Source organism: Streptomyces sp. NPDC050610 (assembly GCF_040654875.1).
In the GTDB taxonomy this organism is placed as follows: domain Bacteria; phylum Actinomycetota; class Actinomycetes; order Streptomycetales; family Streptomycetaceae; genus Streptomyces.
This window is the reverse complement of sequence record NZ_JBFAIV010000022.1, coordinates 130,641-145,347: the sequence shown is the minus strand read 5'-3', so window position 1 is coordinate 145,347 and position 14,707 is coordinate 130,641. Positions and strand designations below refer to the sequence as shown.

Sequence of the window (14,707 nt, the reverse complement as noted above, 5' to 3'; positions counted from 1 at the left end):
AGCAACCGCGATCCCCGCACCCCCGACATCTCTAGGTCGGGTCGGCGGAAACAGAGAGCCGGCGCAGTATCAGGGCCGGCAGATGGTGTAGCAGTTCCTTCGGGGCCTTGGTGCCATTGGCACCAAGGCCCCTCAAGCGTGTTCCACAGAGAGGTGCAAGTGACAGCAGACGACTCGTTCGGCCGTCTCGATGACGACGACTACCCCGCCTACACCATGGGCCGGGCCGCCGAGATGCTCGGCACCACCCAGGGCTTCCTGCGCGCCATCGGCGAAGCCCGCCTGATCACCCCACTGCGCTCCGAGGGCGGCCACCGCCGCTACTCCCGCTACCAACTGCGCATCGCCGCCCGCGCCCGGGAACTCGTCGACCAGGGCACCGCCATCGAGGCCGCCTGCCGCATCGTGATCCTCGAAGACCAGCTCGAAGAAGCCCAACGCATCAACACCGAATACCGCCACGCCGCCGAATCGGCGAAACCCGCGGACGCGGACTGAGGAGGCTGGGCAGTGTCCGCCTCCCCGGCGGCTTCTTCATTGATCACATAGTGGTTGACTCCCGCTTCGGCGGGATCAGTCGCGCTGAACTTGAGCGCGTTCCCCAGGGCTCACGGCAGTGGCGATTGAGTTCAGCGGTCGGGGCCCAGGTCGCCCGAAGCCTCTTGGGAACCGTCTGCTGGTAGTCGGCCGGCAGGCGCGGGGGCTCCGAGTGCGCCGGTCGTGTGCCCCTTCACGGCTCGCGGCTCACGACTCCCGCCTTCCGCTGCCAGAGGGGCAGATGGGCCGGACGGTGATGTACGCACCCACCGCCATCCACCGGCCCCCAGGCTCCCAGCCCATGAGTTGGCGCACACCGTCGGAGCCCGGCTGGAGCCGTATCGTCGACGGCACGGCTCCAGCCTTCGTCCTCCTTACCGGGGACCGCAGCGGGATATTCGCGCGTCCCTGTCGCCGTGGAGGACCGCGCGAGGACGCGGCGAGGGGCCTCGCATCCTCGCGCCCACGGCCGTCGTCCAGGAGGAGCGGCGGCCGTCCGGGGATCGTCCCGGGCTGGGACTCCTGTGCGGCCGGCCTCCCGCCACAAGCGCGCGATGCCCCGTGCTTCGGGTCGTGTGACACCGGGGACGAGTCGTGACGCGCACCCCGGGAGCGGAGGCATGTGAACTCGGCTGCTTCGCCCGGTCCGTTGCGCCTGACCGGGGAGTAACCTGGAGATACCGAGAGCATGTCGTACACCGGCCATCGCGCCCTAGTCGTTCTCGGCGAGCGAATACACCGGCCAACTGCCCTCGGACAGTTGCCTGGAGACGGGTTCGCGCCATGTCCGCGACCATCAGCCTTCTCCCACCGCCGCCCACGGACCCCGCCGTACCGGCCGTCCGCCTCTCACTGAAGGTCCCGGGCGCCTCCCGCGGCCTGCTGGACGGCGCGTGGTGGCCCCGCTCCCGCGACCTGATGCGTGAACTGCCTGATCTGACCGACGTGCTGCACCCGCGCTGGGGGCGTATCACCCGCATCGCCGTCAATCCCGCCCACTGGCCCGTGATCCCGCGCAAGGTGCCCGTCCGCGGGCGCGTGGTGAAGGTCGGCTGGTTCACCCCGGAGCTCGACCCGCACAAGGTCCTGCTGCTCTCCTACAGTGTCGGACGCTGGGACCTGCTGGTGATCCCACCTGAGACCCGCCCTGCCGCCGCCGCCCGGCTGATGGCCGCCGCGAGCGACCCCATGGGAGCGCCGCTGACCGCGAGCGCGCTGCTGGCCGCGGAGGAAGCCCGCCACGGCGACTCGTCCGCCGGCCGGGTACAGGACCCCGAGGAGGCGTGGGAGTACGAGGGCGGCGCGCCCTCGACCCACGCGCCCTCGACCCACGCGCCCTCGACCCACGCGGCCGCCGTGGCCCTGGCCGGCCGTCCGGGAGCAGGGGTGTGATCGCCATGGACACGTCCCCGACCGTCGGCGTTCTGCTGATCCTGATCATTGGGGCGGCGTACGTGATCCAGCGGCTCAACGCCCAGCGCGCAGACAGGATCGCGCTGCACCGCTACAGCCACTCTCAGCCCACCGGCCGAGGCGCTCGCGGCACCACTACCCGGCCGCTGCCGGCCCTGCCCCGGCCGCCCTCCGCTCCCGAGCGCCGAGACCACCGCGACGGGGGCCGAGGGCGCCTGCGCCCACGGCGCCGCATCCGCCGGACACACGGCCAGCGCTGACCCGACGCACTTCCCTCCTGGCCTGTTCGATGTATCCGACCTGTTCGGCCCGGTCGGCCTGAGCGCGCGGAGCTGGGGGAGAGGCCCCGTCAGCCGGTCGGTCCGGCTCTCCTTCCGTCCCGCAGGATTCTCAGGCGGACGGCCCGTGCGGAGCCAGCAGCTCCAGTACCTGGTCCGGCGTGTGCAGTGTCGTGTCGGCCGGCTCGGCGGCGTCGTACATGTGGCCCCAGGCGGCCGAGGCGCTGTGGCTGCCCGCGGCCTTGGCCGCCTGGAGGTCGAGTGGGGAGTCGCCCACGAGTGCCAGGTGTTCCGCCGCTGTGCCCAGCCGCCGCGCTGCCAGCAGCATGCCGTCGGCGGCGGGTTTGGGCCGGTCCACGGTGTCGCCGCCGATGACGAGGTCGGCCGACAGGCCAGCCGAGCGGAGCAGCAGCTCGGCGGCGCGCGTGCTGGCGCCGGTGAACACCGTGATCGGCAGGTTCCGGCGCCGCAGGGCGGTCAGGGTCTCCGGCACTCCGGGGTACGGCTCCACCTCCGCGCCGTCCAGCGCGCGGTAATACGACTCGCTTTCATGCGGGGTGAGTTGACGCTGCATCAGGAAAGTCAGGATGACCTCCGGAGTGCCCCGCCAGTAGGCGTCCACGACCTCGTCGGCCGCTACGGGCGGTCCGGAAAGTTCGGCTACGGCCCGTACGAATGCTTCCGGCACCACTCGACTGGAATTCAGCAGTGTGCCGTCCATGTCCCATACGACATTGCGCAGATTCATGGGGCTCATTCTCGCCCGCTCGTCCCCTTACTCGTTCGAGCGCCTGCGTGCTCATGTCTATATCTGCTCGCGGTCTTGCTTATTCGCGCTCTTGCGCGCCGGTGAACTGGCTGCCGGACGGGTGTGGAAGCCGGAGTTCGAAGTCGAACGCGCGCTCGGGGGTCGCCTCTTGGGTGGGTTTGCCCGTACGTATCGGATACAGGCGGGCGACTAGTTTCGGTCAGCCTCCGGGCGGGCGTTGCGATTGTTACTGGTCTGGACCTATGGTTTGGCAACGGTTCATTCCAAGTTCGCCTTGTATTCATCCTTGGTACACCCAAGTAGTGAGTGCGTAATACGAGGCACACGGGGGCATTGGAGGGGTCAGCGACGTGCGTGCGGGGGAAGTCTTTCGACGTACGACAGCGGGGCGAAACGGGCTCCGAGCGGATGTGAAACAGCGCACCCTGCTGTACTCCGTCGCACTCGACACGGTCGGCACCGGCGTGTTCCTGCCGCTGTCCCTACTGTTCTTCCTGAATGTCCAGCACATGTCGGCGGCTGCCGCAGGAACCGCCGTGTCAGTGGGTTCGCTGCTGTCTTTCCTCGTTATTCCCCTGGCCGGCCGGCTCGTCCAGCTCATCGGACCCAAAAGGTGCTTGATGCTGAGCAACCTGATGAGCGTCGCCGGATACGGTTCCTACTTCTTCGCCTCGAATCATTTACGCGTGATATGCGCGGCCTTCGTCGTCATGGCAGCCGACCGCTTGTACGGAGCGGCCTGGCCGAGTGCGGTGGCCCGCGTCGCGTCGAAGGACCAGCTGCCGCAGTGGTTCTCTTTCATCAACTTCCTCAAAACCACCTGTCTGGGGCTGGGAGCCGTGGCCTCGACCGGCCTGCTGGCGGCGCTGGGTCCGGGCGGCCTCAAGCTGGCACTCGGGGCGAATTGCGTCAGCTCTCTCGTGGCGGGAGCCCTCGTGCTGCGCACCCGCATCCCCGAAGGGGGGCAGGGGGCGCGGTCGGCGCGGCCGCGGGCGACCTTCGTCTCCGCGCTGCGCGACGTTCCGTTCATGGCGCTGGTGAGCTCGCAGACCATGCTGTCGGTGGCCTGGCTGATCCCCACCGTCGCCTTCCCGGTGTACCTGGTCCACGAGTTGGGGCTGCCGGCCTTCTGGCCGGCGGCGGTCGTCGCGACACGGTACGCGGTCATCGCGTGCGTACAGCTCCCGCTCAGCGCCCGTTTGGCCGACTGGACGCGCGGCCGGATCCTTCTCGGCGCCATCGCCGTGGTGGAGGCCGCCGTGCTGGTCACCCTGGCCATCCCCCTGGTGCCCGACGTGGCCAGAGGGTTCGTGGCGGCCGCCGCCACGGCACTCCTGGCGGTCGCCGAAGCGGCCTCCAAGCCCACGGCCGCGGCGGCGGCGGTCGCCCTGGCGCCCGACCGGGACGAAGGCCCGTACATGGCCGTCTTCCAGCTCACCTGGACCGTTTCGTACGCCATCGGTCCGGCGGTCATCGGCTGGGGGCTCGGCAACGCCGCCGGGATGTGGTGCGCGCTGGGCGCCTGCGTCCTGGTGTCGGGCGCCGTACAGGGGCTCGTCGTCCGCAAGTCCCCGGCCGCGGTGTAGCCGCGTCGCGCCGCCTGCCAGGTACCAGCACATTCCCCCTTTTCCGCAAAGGATCTATTCATCATGCACCTGGGCTTTTCCGGCCTGCTCGCAGGCGCCGCGGTCGCCGGTCTCGACAAGGACGCGAGGGAATACTGTCCGCCCTACTGGAACAGCAGCCTTCCCTACTACGACAGCGCGGCCAAGGCGGTCGAGGAGCTGTCCGCCGCCGATCCGCGACTGACCTCCATGGGCGACGCGCTGCGCGCTTTCGAGTCGCCGCGCATCGCATATCAGCAGGTGATGGAGGGGATCGAACGGGCCGTCCGCTGGGGAGCGGTCCCCGACGACCTCCTCCGGCGCGCCGAGGAGATGGAGGGGAAGATCCGGCAGGTGTACTTCTCGGCGCCGGCCGGCCAGCTCGTCCGGCAGCGGCAGACGGCGCGGGAAACCGTGCGGCCGTCCGGAAAGCTGCACGTGGTCGTCCCGTTCCGGGCGCAGCAGGACGATCTGCGCCTGAGGAACGCCCTGGCGTGCCTGCGGGCGCTGCGGGCGCAATCGGAGCCGCAGTCCGGCTATTTCGTCACCCTCGTCGAAAGCGATGAAATCCCGCGGCATCAAGAATGTTTGATCCCGTGGGTGGACGAGTATGTTTTCCAACGACAGTCCGGCCCGTTCAACAAGGCCGCTTCCCTGAATCTCGGCGCTCGCCAGACGCATCACGCGGCAGCCACCGTGTGTCTGCTGGACGCGGATATGGTCGTGGACCGGGACTTCGTCCGGCGTATCCGCCGGGAGGCGCGGCGCGTCAGCGCCTTCCTGCCCTTCCAGGATTCGTTCGGTCTCGACGCACAGTCCTCGGACCGTATCACCCAGGACATATCCGAGGGCCGCGATCCATTTCGCGGGACCCTCTCGGGATATCTGCTGCGCCGGCCCCCGGGCGGCTGCGTCGTGGTGTCCGCCGAACGATTCCGCTCGGTGGGGGGATTCGACTCCTCCTTCGTCGGATGGGGCGGCGAGGACCGGGACTTCATCACCCGACTGGAAAGCCGCGGTCCTGTCCTGCGCAGTGCCGACACTTTGCTCCACCTGATGCACGAGCGCCCGCTGATGGCCAACGCCGCCGCCCGGGCGACGCACGACACCGACTGACGGAACCGGTGAAAAAGCGGCGCAACACCTTCGAAGAGCCGACGAAAAACCGGTGCAATAACGGCGGGAGAGCCGCCGAGAGAGCCGACTGGAAATCCGACCGGAAGTCCGACGAAAGGGGTCCAAAATGTTTGCAGAAGCGACAAGCAACCCCAAGGTAACCGTGGCCGAAACCCCCGCACACTTCGCCGAAGGCGCGGCACGGGCCATCACCGAACACATCCGGCGAACCCTGGCGCGACGGCAACGCTGCGTCCTCGCGCTTACCGGCGGCAGCACCCCCGCCGCGACGTACCAGAACCTCGCCCGGATGCCGGTGCCCTGGGACCGCGTACACGTGATCCAGACCGACGACCACCTCACCCGGTCCGGCGACGGCCCCTCGTGGCGGGTGATCGAGGAACGCCTCCTCGAACCCGCGGCGGTACCCGCCGAGAACCGCCACCCCATGCCCGTAGGCACACCGCTCGACCCTCGGGAGGCCGCCCAGGCCTACGGGCACCTGCTCGGGCGCCTCCTGACCGACGGCGCGCCCGACGTGGTCGTGACGGGACTGGGGGAGGACGGGCACACCGCCTCGCTCTTCCACGGCGACCCGGCCCTCGAATCGTCGAGGTGGGTCGCCGTCACCCGCCCCTACCAGGACACCACCCGCATGACGCTCACCCTGCCCGTACTGAGCGGCGGCGGACTGCGCCTGGTCCTGGCCGCCGGGGCGGGCAAGGCCGCCGCCGTCGGCCGGCTGCTCGACGGTGGCGACGACCCGCGGTTCACCGCCGTACGCACGGTGCTGGGCGAGGACGGCGTGCTGCTCGTCGACGAGATCGCCGCCGCGGGACAGCACGGGACGTCCCGCCCGGCCCCTCGGTGACGCGACGGTCCCACGGGGGCCGGATCCTCTGTCTGGATCTCGGAGGGACCTGGTTCCGCTCCGGGCTGCTGGACGAGAACGACGAACTCCACCCCCTGTCGAAGACCCCCGCCCTCTCCGTCCGCACGCATGACAAGCCCCCCGCCGAGCTCCAGGCGATGCTCGTCGACCACATCGTGGCCACCGCCACGCGGGCCCGCGCCGCCCACGGCCGCACCGCCCTGGCGATATCGCTCGGGGCGGCGATCAACGGCCGTACGGGACTGGTGATCGGCAGCGCCCCTCTGTGGGGGCCGGGCCGGCACCCCCTCGCGCTGGGCCGAGTCCTGACGGAGCGACTGCCCCACTCGCCGATCCGAGTGATCAACGACGTGTCGGCCCTCGCCCACACCCTCCGCGCCCGCCGCGACCACCCGCCCGGCACCCGCAAGGCGGCAGCCGTGACGGTCAGCAGCGGCATCGCCTACCGGACCATCGACCTCGCCTCCGCCCACATCCCCCTCGACCACCGGCACGGCCTACAAGGGGAGATAGGCCACCTGCCCATGCCCGTCCACTGGCGCGGCCGGCCCCTCCGGGCCGTCTGCGACTGCGGCGGCGCCGACCACGTGAGCGCCTTCTCCTCCGGACGCGGCATCGCCGAACTGCTCCGCACCCTCCCCGAAGCGGCACCCTTCCGTACCGCGGGACCACGCTCGGCCCTCGCCGCCTTCACCCGGAGCGCGGCGCGAGGCGACGCGCCGAGCGGGGAACTGCTCGACCTCTTCACCCTCCCCCTGGCCCGGGTCCTGCTCCACCAGGCCACCCTCGACCCCGAAGTCTCCGCCACCTACCTGTTCGGCGGCGTGGTCGAAGGGCTGGGAGACGCCTATCTGCGCAGCCTGCTCAAGAACCTCGACGACTTGGGCCTGTACGAGATCTCGGCCGCGGACGAGGCGTACTTCGCCCGCCGCGTCTTCCTCGGCGCCGCCGACGGTCTGGCGGGCCTCAAAGGAGCCGGCCTCCACCTCCGCCACACCCAGGCCGGCCGACAACGTTAAGGAGTCATCATGGCGTGGACCGTCCGTTCCACACAGGACGTTACCTACCGCGTACAGCAGAGCGAATCCGTCTTCGACCCGGCCAACCAGGCCCTCGCCTCCGTCGCCGGGCTCGGGCCCGGCAGCCGCCGCCTGGTCATCGTCGACCGCAATGTGGACCGGCTCTACGGCGACGCGATACGCGGCTACTTCACGGCGTGGACCGACGCCCGGCCCACCTTCCTCGTCCTCGAACCCGACGAGGCGGCCAAGACCAGCGACGCCCTGCTGATGATCACCCGGGCCGCGGTACGCGCCGGCATCAACCGCCGCTCGGACCCCATCGTCGCGGTCGGCGGCGGCGTGGTGACCGACCTCGCCGGGCTCGCCGCGAGCCTCTACCGGCGCGGCACTCCCTTCGTGCGCATCCCCACCACTCTGATCGGCCTCGTCGACGCGTCCGTCGGCGCCAAGACGGCGATCAATTTCGACGGCCACAAGAACCGGCTGGGCACCTACTTCCCGGCCGCCCACACCCTGCTGGACCGCACCCTGCTCACCACGCTGCCCGCCCGGCACATCCGCAACGGCCTCGCCGAGATCATCAAGATGGCCGTCATGAAGGACGCCGCCCTGTTCTCCCTCGTCGAGGGCGAGGCGGACGAGCTGGTCAGCCGCCGCTTCGAGACGCCCAACGCGTCGGAGGTCATCGAGCGGAGCGTCACCGGCATGCTGGAGGAACTGGAACCCAACCTGTGGGAGCACGAGCTCAAACGGCTCGTCGACTTCGGGCACACCTTCAGCCCGGTGATCGAGATGCACGCCGCCCCCGAACTGCTCCACGGCGAGGCCGTCTCCATCGACATGGCCTTCTCGTGCGCGCTGGCGCACGAGAGCGGACTGCTCGGACACGACGAGACCCTGCGCGTACTGCGGCTGCTGCACCGCACCGGCCTGCCCACCCGGCACCCCGTCTGCGACCTGGGCCTCCTGCGCCAGGGCCTGGACGACGCCACCGGGCACCGCGACGGCCACCAGCACGTACCGCTGCCCACCGGCATCGGCACGGCCACCTTCGTCGAGGACATCACGACCGACGACCTGAGGCGCGCCATGGCCTTCCTGGACGAACACACCACCCCCGACGCCATCTCAGGGGCCGAAGACCACGCACCCGCCGCTCTCGAAACGGTCGCCCCATGAGCCCCGACGCCACCGGGCGCACCCTGCGCATCCTGCGCGCCGGGATCTGCGGCACCGACCTGCAGATCCGGCGAAGGATCCGGCCCGACGCCGCCCGGACCCTGGGCCACGAAGGCGTCGCGGAAATCCACTCGGAAACCCCGTCGGAATCCGACCCCCGCCGGCGCTTCACCCTCTTCAACCCGGTGGCTCCGCACAATCAGGAGCACATCCTGGGCCACAGTTACGACGGCATCTTCCAGCCCGCGTACCACCCCGACATCATCCCCGGCGGCGGCCCGCCGCTCGTACCCGCCGCCCCCGCGCTCGTCGCGGACCTGGCGATCCTGACCGAGCCCATCGCCACCGTCCTTTACGCCTGGGACCTGCTCACTTCGGCCGGCCCGGTCGGGACGGTAGGCGTCTGGGGCGCGGGCACCACTGGCCTCCTGGCCGCCCTCGTCGGCGAACTGCGCGGATACGAGGTCGAGTTGATGCACCACCGCCCCGCCCGCCTCGACTACGTCGAACACCGGCACGTACTGCACCGGAGCCGGCTGCGCGGCCGCCACAGCGGATGGCCGGCCGAGGAACGCTACGACGCGGCCTTCCTCTGCCTGCCCCGCGAAGCGGCCGCCGGCGGCCTGAGCGAAGCCGTCCGGCACGTACGCCCCGGCGGGGTCATCGACCTGTTCGGCGGCTTCGGGCCGGGCGACCGCCACGACCGGCTGCCCGGCCAGGACCTCGGCGCCATCCGCCGGAGCAACGTCTGCGGACGCCCCGACGCCGAGCCGCTACGGGCGGCCTCGACCGACGGCGGCAAGCCGCTGCACCTCACCGGGCACCGAGGCACCTCCCGCGCCCACCTCGAAAGCGCGCAGGAACTGCTGCTGCGGGCCCCCGAGCGGTTCGCACCCCTGGTCACCCACGTCGTGTCCCTCGCCGAACTGGACGCCTGCCTGGACGCGATGGCGGCGAGCAGCGGCCCGTCCCCCCTCCTCGGCGAGTACATCAAGGTCGCCGTCGACCCCACCCTCGGCGCCGCACCGGCCCGCACCCCCGATACGGCCACCCCCCTCGGCGCCCTGAGCACGACGGGTGCCGCATGCTGACGCCGACGCACCACCGGCTGGAACACCACGACGGAACGGCGTACCGCCGGCTGGAACACCGCGACGGAACCGTGCGCCTCACCCGCGCCACCGTCGAGCACCGCCCGGCGGGGGAGTGCGCCGTACTCCTCGCGCCCGACGCCATCGGGGTGTGCCGCTCGGACCTCAAGGAGATCGACGGCACCCGGCACCTGCGCCGGGACTTCGGCCACGAGATCGTCGGCACCGTCGTGGCCTGCCGGCCCGAAGGGCTCCTGCCCGCCGGACAGCGCGTGGTACTCGACCCCCACCCGCGCGTCCACCGGACCTCGGGCTTCGCCGAACTCGTGGAGATCCGGGGCGAGCGCGCCGAGGTCGCGGCGGCGCTCGTCCCCCTCCCCGCGGAGAGCCCGGTGATCCGGTCGGTCTTCGTCGAACCCCTGGCGTGCGTCTGCCACTGCCTGCACCGCCTGGACGAGGCGACCCGCGCCGCCGACGCCGACCCGGCCGAGCCCGTCGCCGTCATCGGCGCCGGAACCGCCGGCACCCTGATGGCCACGGTCCTCAGCGCCCGCTCCGTCCCCGTCACCCTCATCAACCGCGGCCGTCCGCGCCTCGCGTTCCTCCAGGACCGCTCGGTCCTGCCGCGAACGGCGCTGCGCACCGCGGACGAGGCCGACGGCATGGCCGTACCGCGCGTCATCGTGGCCACGGCCGCCGCCGACACCGCGGTGCTCAACCTCGCCGCCCGCCTCGTCGCCCCCGCCGGCCGGGTACTCCTCTACGCGGGCACCCGCCCCGGCCAGTCGTTCGCGGACGTGGACCTGGACACCCTGCGCAGAGAGCAGCTGACCGCCCGAGTGACCACCGGCGGCAAGACCTTCCGCCTCGTCGGCTCGCACGGGGCCGCCAGGGAGGACTTCACCACCGCCATGGACCTCCTCGACCCCCGCACCCCGGACCGCCAGGAACTCGGCCGGCGCCTGGACCGCCTGGTCACCTCCGTGCTCCCCCTCACGCAGGGCGCCGACTTCCTCAACCGCCTGACCCGAGAACCGTTCCTCGGCAAGCCCGTCCTCGTGCCGAGCCCGCCGTCCGACACCTTCCAGGGAGCCGCCCAGTGATCGTCCGCAAATACCACCACAGCGGACAGTTCGCCGACCTGCCCGCACTCCTCCAGCAGATGGAGGCAGTGCTCCGCTCCGGCGAGTACATCCTCAGCGCGCCCGTCGCCGACTTCGAGGCACGTTTCGCCGCCTACACCGGCACCCGTCACGCCGTCGGCGTCAACTCCGGCACCGACGCCCTCGTCCTCGCACTGCGCGCCCTGGACATCGGCCCCGGCGACGAGGTCGTCACCGTCGCCAACACCTTCCACGCCAGCGTCCTGGCCATCACCTCCGTCGGCGCCCGGCCCGTCCTGGTCGACTGCACCGTCGACGACTTCCTGATGGACCTCGACCACCTCGAAGCGGCCATCACCCCCGCCACCAAGGCCGTCCTCGCCGTGCACCTCTTCGGCAAGGCCCTCGACATGCACCGCGTCCGAGAGATCGCCGACCGCCACGGCCTCGCCGTCGTCGAGGACTGCGCCCAAGCGGTCGGAGCGCGCTGGGCAGGGCAGCGCGTCGGCTCCTTCGGCGACGTGGGCTGCTTCAGCTTCCACCCGTCCAAGAACCTGGCCGCCGCGGGCGACGCCGGCGCCCTCACCACCGACCGTACGGACATCGCCGACACCGTACGAGTACTGCGCGGACTCGGCCAGCGGGCTCAGAACGACCACGTGGCACGGGGCTGCAACTCCAAACTCGACGCCCTCCAAGCCCTGGTGCTCGACCACAAGCTGGACCGCCTCGACGCCTGGAACGCCCGCCGCCGCGAACTGGCCGCGCACTACTCCCGGGCCCTGGCGCCCGTCGCGTCCGTACCTGAACCGGCCGGCGAGGAACACGTCTTCCACCTGTACCAAGTGGCCGTGCCCGCGCGCGACGCCGTACTCGGCAAGCTGACCGCCGCCGACATCGAAGCCGTCACGCGCTACCCCGTACCGGTGCACCGCCAGCCGGCCTTCGCCGACCTCCGCCTCGGCGCCGCCGGGCACTTCCCCAACGCCGAACGCCAGGCCGCCGAAACCCTCTGCCTGCCGATCCACCCCGACCTCACCCCCGCCGAACTCGCCTACGTCATCGACCGCTTCACCGAAGCGGCCACCGCGACCACAGGAGCCCGTCCGTGACCCAGATCCTCCCCGCTCTGCTCGGCGCCGACCCGCTCGCCCTCGGCGAGGCCGTCGACGCCCTGCGCGGCGTCCCCGTCGCCTACCTCCACCTGGACGTCATGGATGGCTCGTTCGTACCCGACATCAGCTACGGCGCCCGCACCGTGGCCGCTGTCCGCCGCCGTACGGACCTCCCCCTCGACGTCCACCTCCAGGTCGCCCGGCCCGAGGACCACCTCGACGCCCTCATCGAGGCCCGGGCGGACCTCGTCACCGTCCACGTGGAGACGACGCCGCACATCTCCCGGCTGCTGCGCCAACTCGACCAGGCCGGTCTACGGGCCGGAGCCGCCCTCAACCCGGGCACCCCGCTCGCCCAGGTGGAGGAGGCGCTGGAACAGGTCGCCCAGGTGACGGTCATGACGAGCAGCCCCGGCACCAGCGACTTCATGCCGCACGTCCTCGACAAGATCACGCGCCTGCGCGCCCTGCTGGACCGCCGCGGCCTGCACGACGTGGCGATCGCCGCCGACGGCGGCGTCACCGCGGCCCGCGCCAAGGCGCTGCGGGAAGCGGGCGCCGACCGGCTGATCGCCGGCTCGGCCGTCTTCCAGGCCGCCGGCGGCCCCGGCGCGGGCGTCGAAGCGCTCCAGCAGGCGGCCCGATGATCCGGGTGGCCGCCCACGCCGTCCTCTTCGACCTCGACGGCGTCCTCGTCGACAGCTCCGCGGGCAACGAACGAGCCTGGCACGCGTGGGCCGCCGGGCACGGACTCGACGGAGCGAGCACCTTCGCCCTCGGCCACGGACTGCGCACCGCCGATCACATCCGCGAGGTCGCCCCGGAACTGGCCACCCCCGCCGAGGTCCGGCGCCTCGACGCCCTCGAAGCCCGCGAATCCGAGTCGGTCACCGCACAGCCGGGCGTCACGGGCCTGCCCGCGCGCCTCGGCGGCATCCTCTGGGGCGTCGTCACCTCGTGCTCGCCGGAGGCCGCCGCGCGACGCCTCGACGTCACCGGTCTGCACCCGCCCGTCCTGGTGTGCTCCACCGACGTCGCCCACGGCAAACCGTCCCCGGAGGGGTACCTCCTCGGGGCCCGCCGCCTCCGGACGCCGCCCGCGTCGGTCGTGGTCGTCGAGGACGCGCCCAGCGGGGTGGCGGCGGCCAAGCGGGCCGGTATGCGCGTCGTGGCGCTGGGCACCACACACGCCCGTACGCGACTGTCCGAAGCCGACTGGTACGCCGACGACCTGGCCGCGGTGGCCTTCCACCCCGTCGGGACCGGCGCCGGCGCCGAACCAGCCCTGATCTCCGACGTCCGACCAGCCCTGCCCGCCGACGCTCCCCGAGGCGGCCCCGCGTGATCGAACGAAGCGAACTGAGCGAAGAGTTCGTCCACTTCAACCGGACGACGCTCTTCCTCCACTACGGAATCCACCAGACCGAGCCGGTCATCCGAGCCAGACTCGCCCTCGCCGAACCGGACGGCTTCCTGACCGTACGCGACCGCGGCATCGTCGCCGGAGCCGTCTCCCGCCACCTGACGATCACCGTGCGCCCCGGCCGGACGCTCCCCGCGACCGGCCTCGGCGAGATCGCCGTGCTCCCCTCGCACCGGCGCCGCGGACTGCTGCGCGAACTGATGCGGACCCATCAGCGGACCTCCGTCGAAACCGGCCACGCCTTCACCGTCCTCAACGCCAGCGAAGGCGGCATCTACAGCAGATTCGGCTACGCCCCCATCACCACGGACAGCGACTGGACCCTGGACACCCGCACCGCGGCCATCCCGCCCGCGGAGCCGTGCGACGTCGAGATGCCGGACGGCGAGACGGCCCGTACCGCCCTGCCCCCGGTGTTCGACGCCCACCAGATCGCCACCCCCGCCGAACTCGCGCGACCGCCCCTGTGGTGGCGCACGCGATACGCCTGCCCCGAAGCCGTCGGCGCCCCCGCGGACCAGCACTGCGTACTGGCGCGCGGCAAGCCCGCGGACGGCGCCGCCACCGGCTACGCCCTGTGGCGCCGGCCCGCGCCCTGGACCCAGGAGACAGGCCCCGCCCCCGTCATCGTCGACGAGTTCGTCGCGCCCGACCACACGACCACCCAGGCACTGCTCGCGTTCCTCACCGGGCTGGACCTGTGCGACCGGATCGAGTTCCGCCGACGGCCCCTCGCCGCCCCGTTGAACTGGCAGTTCGCCGACCCCCGCAGCATGCGCCTGACAGGGGCGGCCGACCGGCTGTGGGCCCGCGTACTCGACGTGCCGGCCGTCGCCACGGCCTGCCTCACCGGACTGGAGGCCCCTCTCACCCTCCGGGTCCACGACGCGACCGGCCCGGCGGACGGGACATGGGACGTCGAGCCCGGACCGGACGGACCACGGTGCGCACCGTCCCGACGCCGCGCCGCCGACCTGGAACTGGGCATCGGCGACCTCACCGCCGTCCTCCTCGCCGGTACGGACGTACCCCGCCTCACCGCCGCGGGCCGCCTCGTGGAACACACCCCCGGCAGCGCCCTCCAGCTCGCCCGCGCCCTCGCGGGCGTCGGGACGCCGCACTGCTCCACGCTCTTCTGACCGGGCACGTCCCCTCGATCACGCCC

General features: G+C 71.7%; 14 protein-coding genes. 13 read left to right on the top strand and 1 reads right to left on the bottom strand.

Annotated elements, in window-relative coordinates:
• The first annotated feature begins 159 nt into the window (after positions 1 to 159).
• Both AB0I22_RS25805 and AB0I22_RS25800 read left to right on the top strand, forming a co-directional pair.
• Positions 160 to 498, top strand: a complete 339-nt coding sequence (locus tag AB0I22_RS25805) for a MerR family transcriptional regulator (protein WP_363133273.1) — start codon at positions 160 to 162, stop codon at positions 496 to 498.
• A gap of 822 nt (positions 499 to 1,320) precedes the next feature.
• Positions 1,321 to 1,929 carry a DUF5994 family protein gene (locus AB0I22_RS25800; RefSeq protein WP_363133272.1) on the top strand — a complete coding sequence of 203 codons (609 nt, stop codon included), beginning with the start codon at positions 1,321 to 1,323 and terminating at the stop codon, positions 1,927 to 1,929.
• Positions 1,930 to 2,340: 411 nt separating this feature from the next.
• Here the strand turns inward: AB0I22_RS25800 and AB0I22_RS25795 are convergent, their stop codons facing one another.
• Positions 2,341 to 2,976 carry an HAD family hydrolase gene (locus tag AB0I22_RS25795; protein ID WP_363133271.1) on the bottom strand — a complete coding sequence of 212 codons (636 nt, stop codon included), beginning with the start codon at positions 2,974 to 2,976 and terminating at the stop codon, positions 2,341 to 2,343.
• A gap of 431 nt (positions 2,977 to 3,407) precedes the next feature.
• On the opposite strand from AB0I22_RS25795, the gene AB0I22_RS25790 reads away from it, so the two are divergent.
• The 11 genes from AB0I22_RS25790 to AB0I22_RS25740 all read left to right on the top strand — a co-directional run bounded on the left by AB0I22_RS25790 (position 3,408) and on the right by AB0I22_RS25740 (position 14,681).
• On the top strand, positions 3,408 to 4,583 hold the full coding sequence (locus AB0I22_RS25790) for an MFS transporter (RefSeq protein WP_363133270.1): 1,176 nt from the start codon (positions 3,408 to 3,410) through the stop codon (positions 4,581 to 4,583).
• A 63-nt stretch (positions 4,584 to 4,646) separates the two neighbouring features.
• The gene (locus tag AB0I22_RS25785; RefSeq protein ID WP_363133269.1) at positions 4,647 to 5,717 is read left to right on the top strand and encodes a galactosyltransferase-related protein; all 1,071 of its coding nucleotides are present in this window, start codon (positions 4,647 to 4,649) and stop codon (positions 5,715 to 5,717) included.
• A gap of 163 nt (positions 5,718 to 5,880) precedes the next feature.
• Positions 5,881 to 6,588, top strand: coding sequence for a 6-phosphogluconolactonase (gene pgl / locus AB0I22_RS25780; protein WP_363133268.1), 708 nt, complete (start codon positions 5,881 to 5,883; stop codon positions 6,586 to 6,588).
• On the top strand, positions 6,585 to 7,628 hold the full coding sequence (locus AB0I22_RS25775) for an ROK family protein (RefSeq protein ID WP_363133267.1): 1,044 nt from the start codon (positions 6,585 to 6,587) through the stop codon (positions 7,626 to 7,628). The genes pgl and AB0I22_RS25775 overlap by 4 nt, the downstream gene beginning before the upstream one ends.
• 9 nt (positions 7,629 to 7,637) lie before the next feature.
• The gene (locus tag AB0I22_RS25770) at positions 7,638 to 8,810 is read left to right on the top strand and encodes a sedoheptulose 7-phosphate cyclase (protein ID WP_363133266.1); all 1,173 of its coding nucleotides are present in this window, start codon (positions 7,638 to 7,640) and stop codon (positions 8,808 to 8,810) included.
• Positions 8,807 to 9,901: a dehydrogenase gene (locus AB0I22_RS25765; RefSeq protein ID WP_363133265.1), complete on the top strand. Its 1,095-nt coding sequence runs from the start codon at positions 8,807 to 8,809 to the stop codon at positions 9,899 to 9,901. The genes AB0I22_RS25770 and AB0I22_RS25765 overlap by 4 nt, the downstream gene beginning before the upstream one ends.
• Complete coding sequence (locus tag AB0I22_RS25760; RefSeq protein ID WP_363133264.1) at positions 9,895 to 11,004, top strand: alcohol dehydrogenase catalytic domain-containing protein; 1,110 nt, start codon at positions 9,895 to 9,897, stop codon at positions 11,002 to 11,004. The genes AB0I22_RS25765 and AB0I22_RS25760 overlap by 7 nt, the downstream gene beginning before the upstream one ends.
• A complete protein-coding gene (locus AB0I22_RS25755) occupies positions 11,001 to 12,116 on the top strand; it encodes a DegT/DnrJ/EryC1/StrS family aminotransferase (protein ID WP_363133263.1) in 1,116 nt (371 codons plus the stop codon). The genes AB0I22_RS25760 and AB0I22_RS25755 overlap by 4 nt, the downstream gene beginning before the upstream one ends.
• Positions 12,113 to 12,766 (top strand): ribulose-phosphate 3-epimerase, encoded by a 654-nt coding sequence (locus tag AB0I22_RS25750; RefSeq protein WP_363133262.1) that lies wholly within the window; start codon positions 12,113 to 12,115, stop codon positions 12,764 to 12,766. The genes AB0I22_RS25755 and AB0I22_RS25750 overlap by 4 nt, the downstream gene beginning before the upstream one ends.
• Entirely contained in the window at positions 12,763 to 13,464 is a 702-nt protein-coding gene (locus AB0I22_RS25745; RefSeq protein WP_363133261.1) for an HAD-IA family hydrolase, read from the top strand. The genes AB0I22_RS25750 and AB0I22_RS25745 overlap by 4 nt, the downstream gene beginning before the upstream one ends.
• A complete protein-coding gene (locus AB0I22_RS25740) occupies positions 13,461 to 14,681 on the top strand; it encodes a GNAT family N-acetyltransferase (RefSeq protein WP_363133260.1) in 1,221 nt (406 codons plus the stop codon). Before AB0I22_RS25745 ends, AB0I22_RS25740 begins: the two co-directional genes overlap by 4 nt.
• Positions 14,682 to 14,707 lie beyond the last annotated feature (26 nt).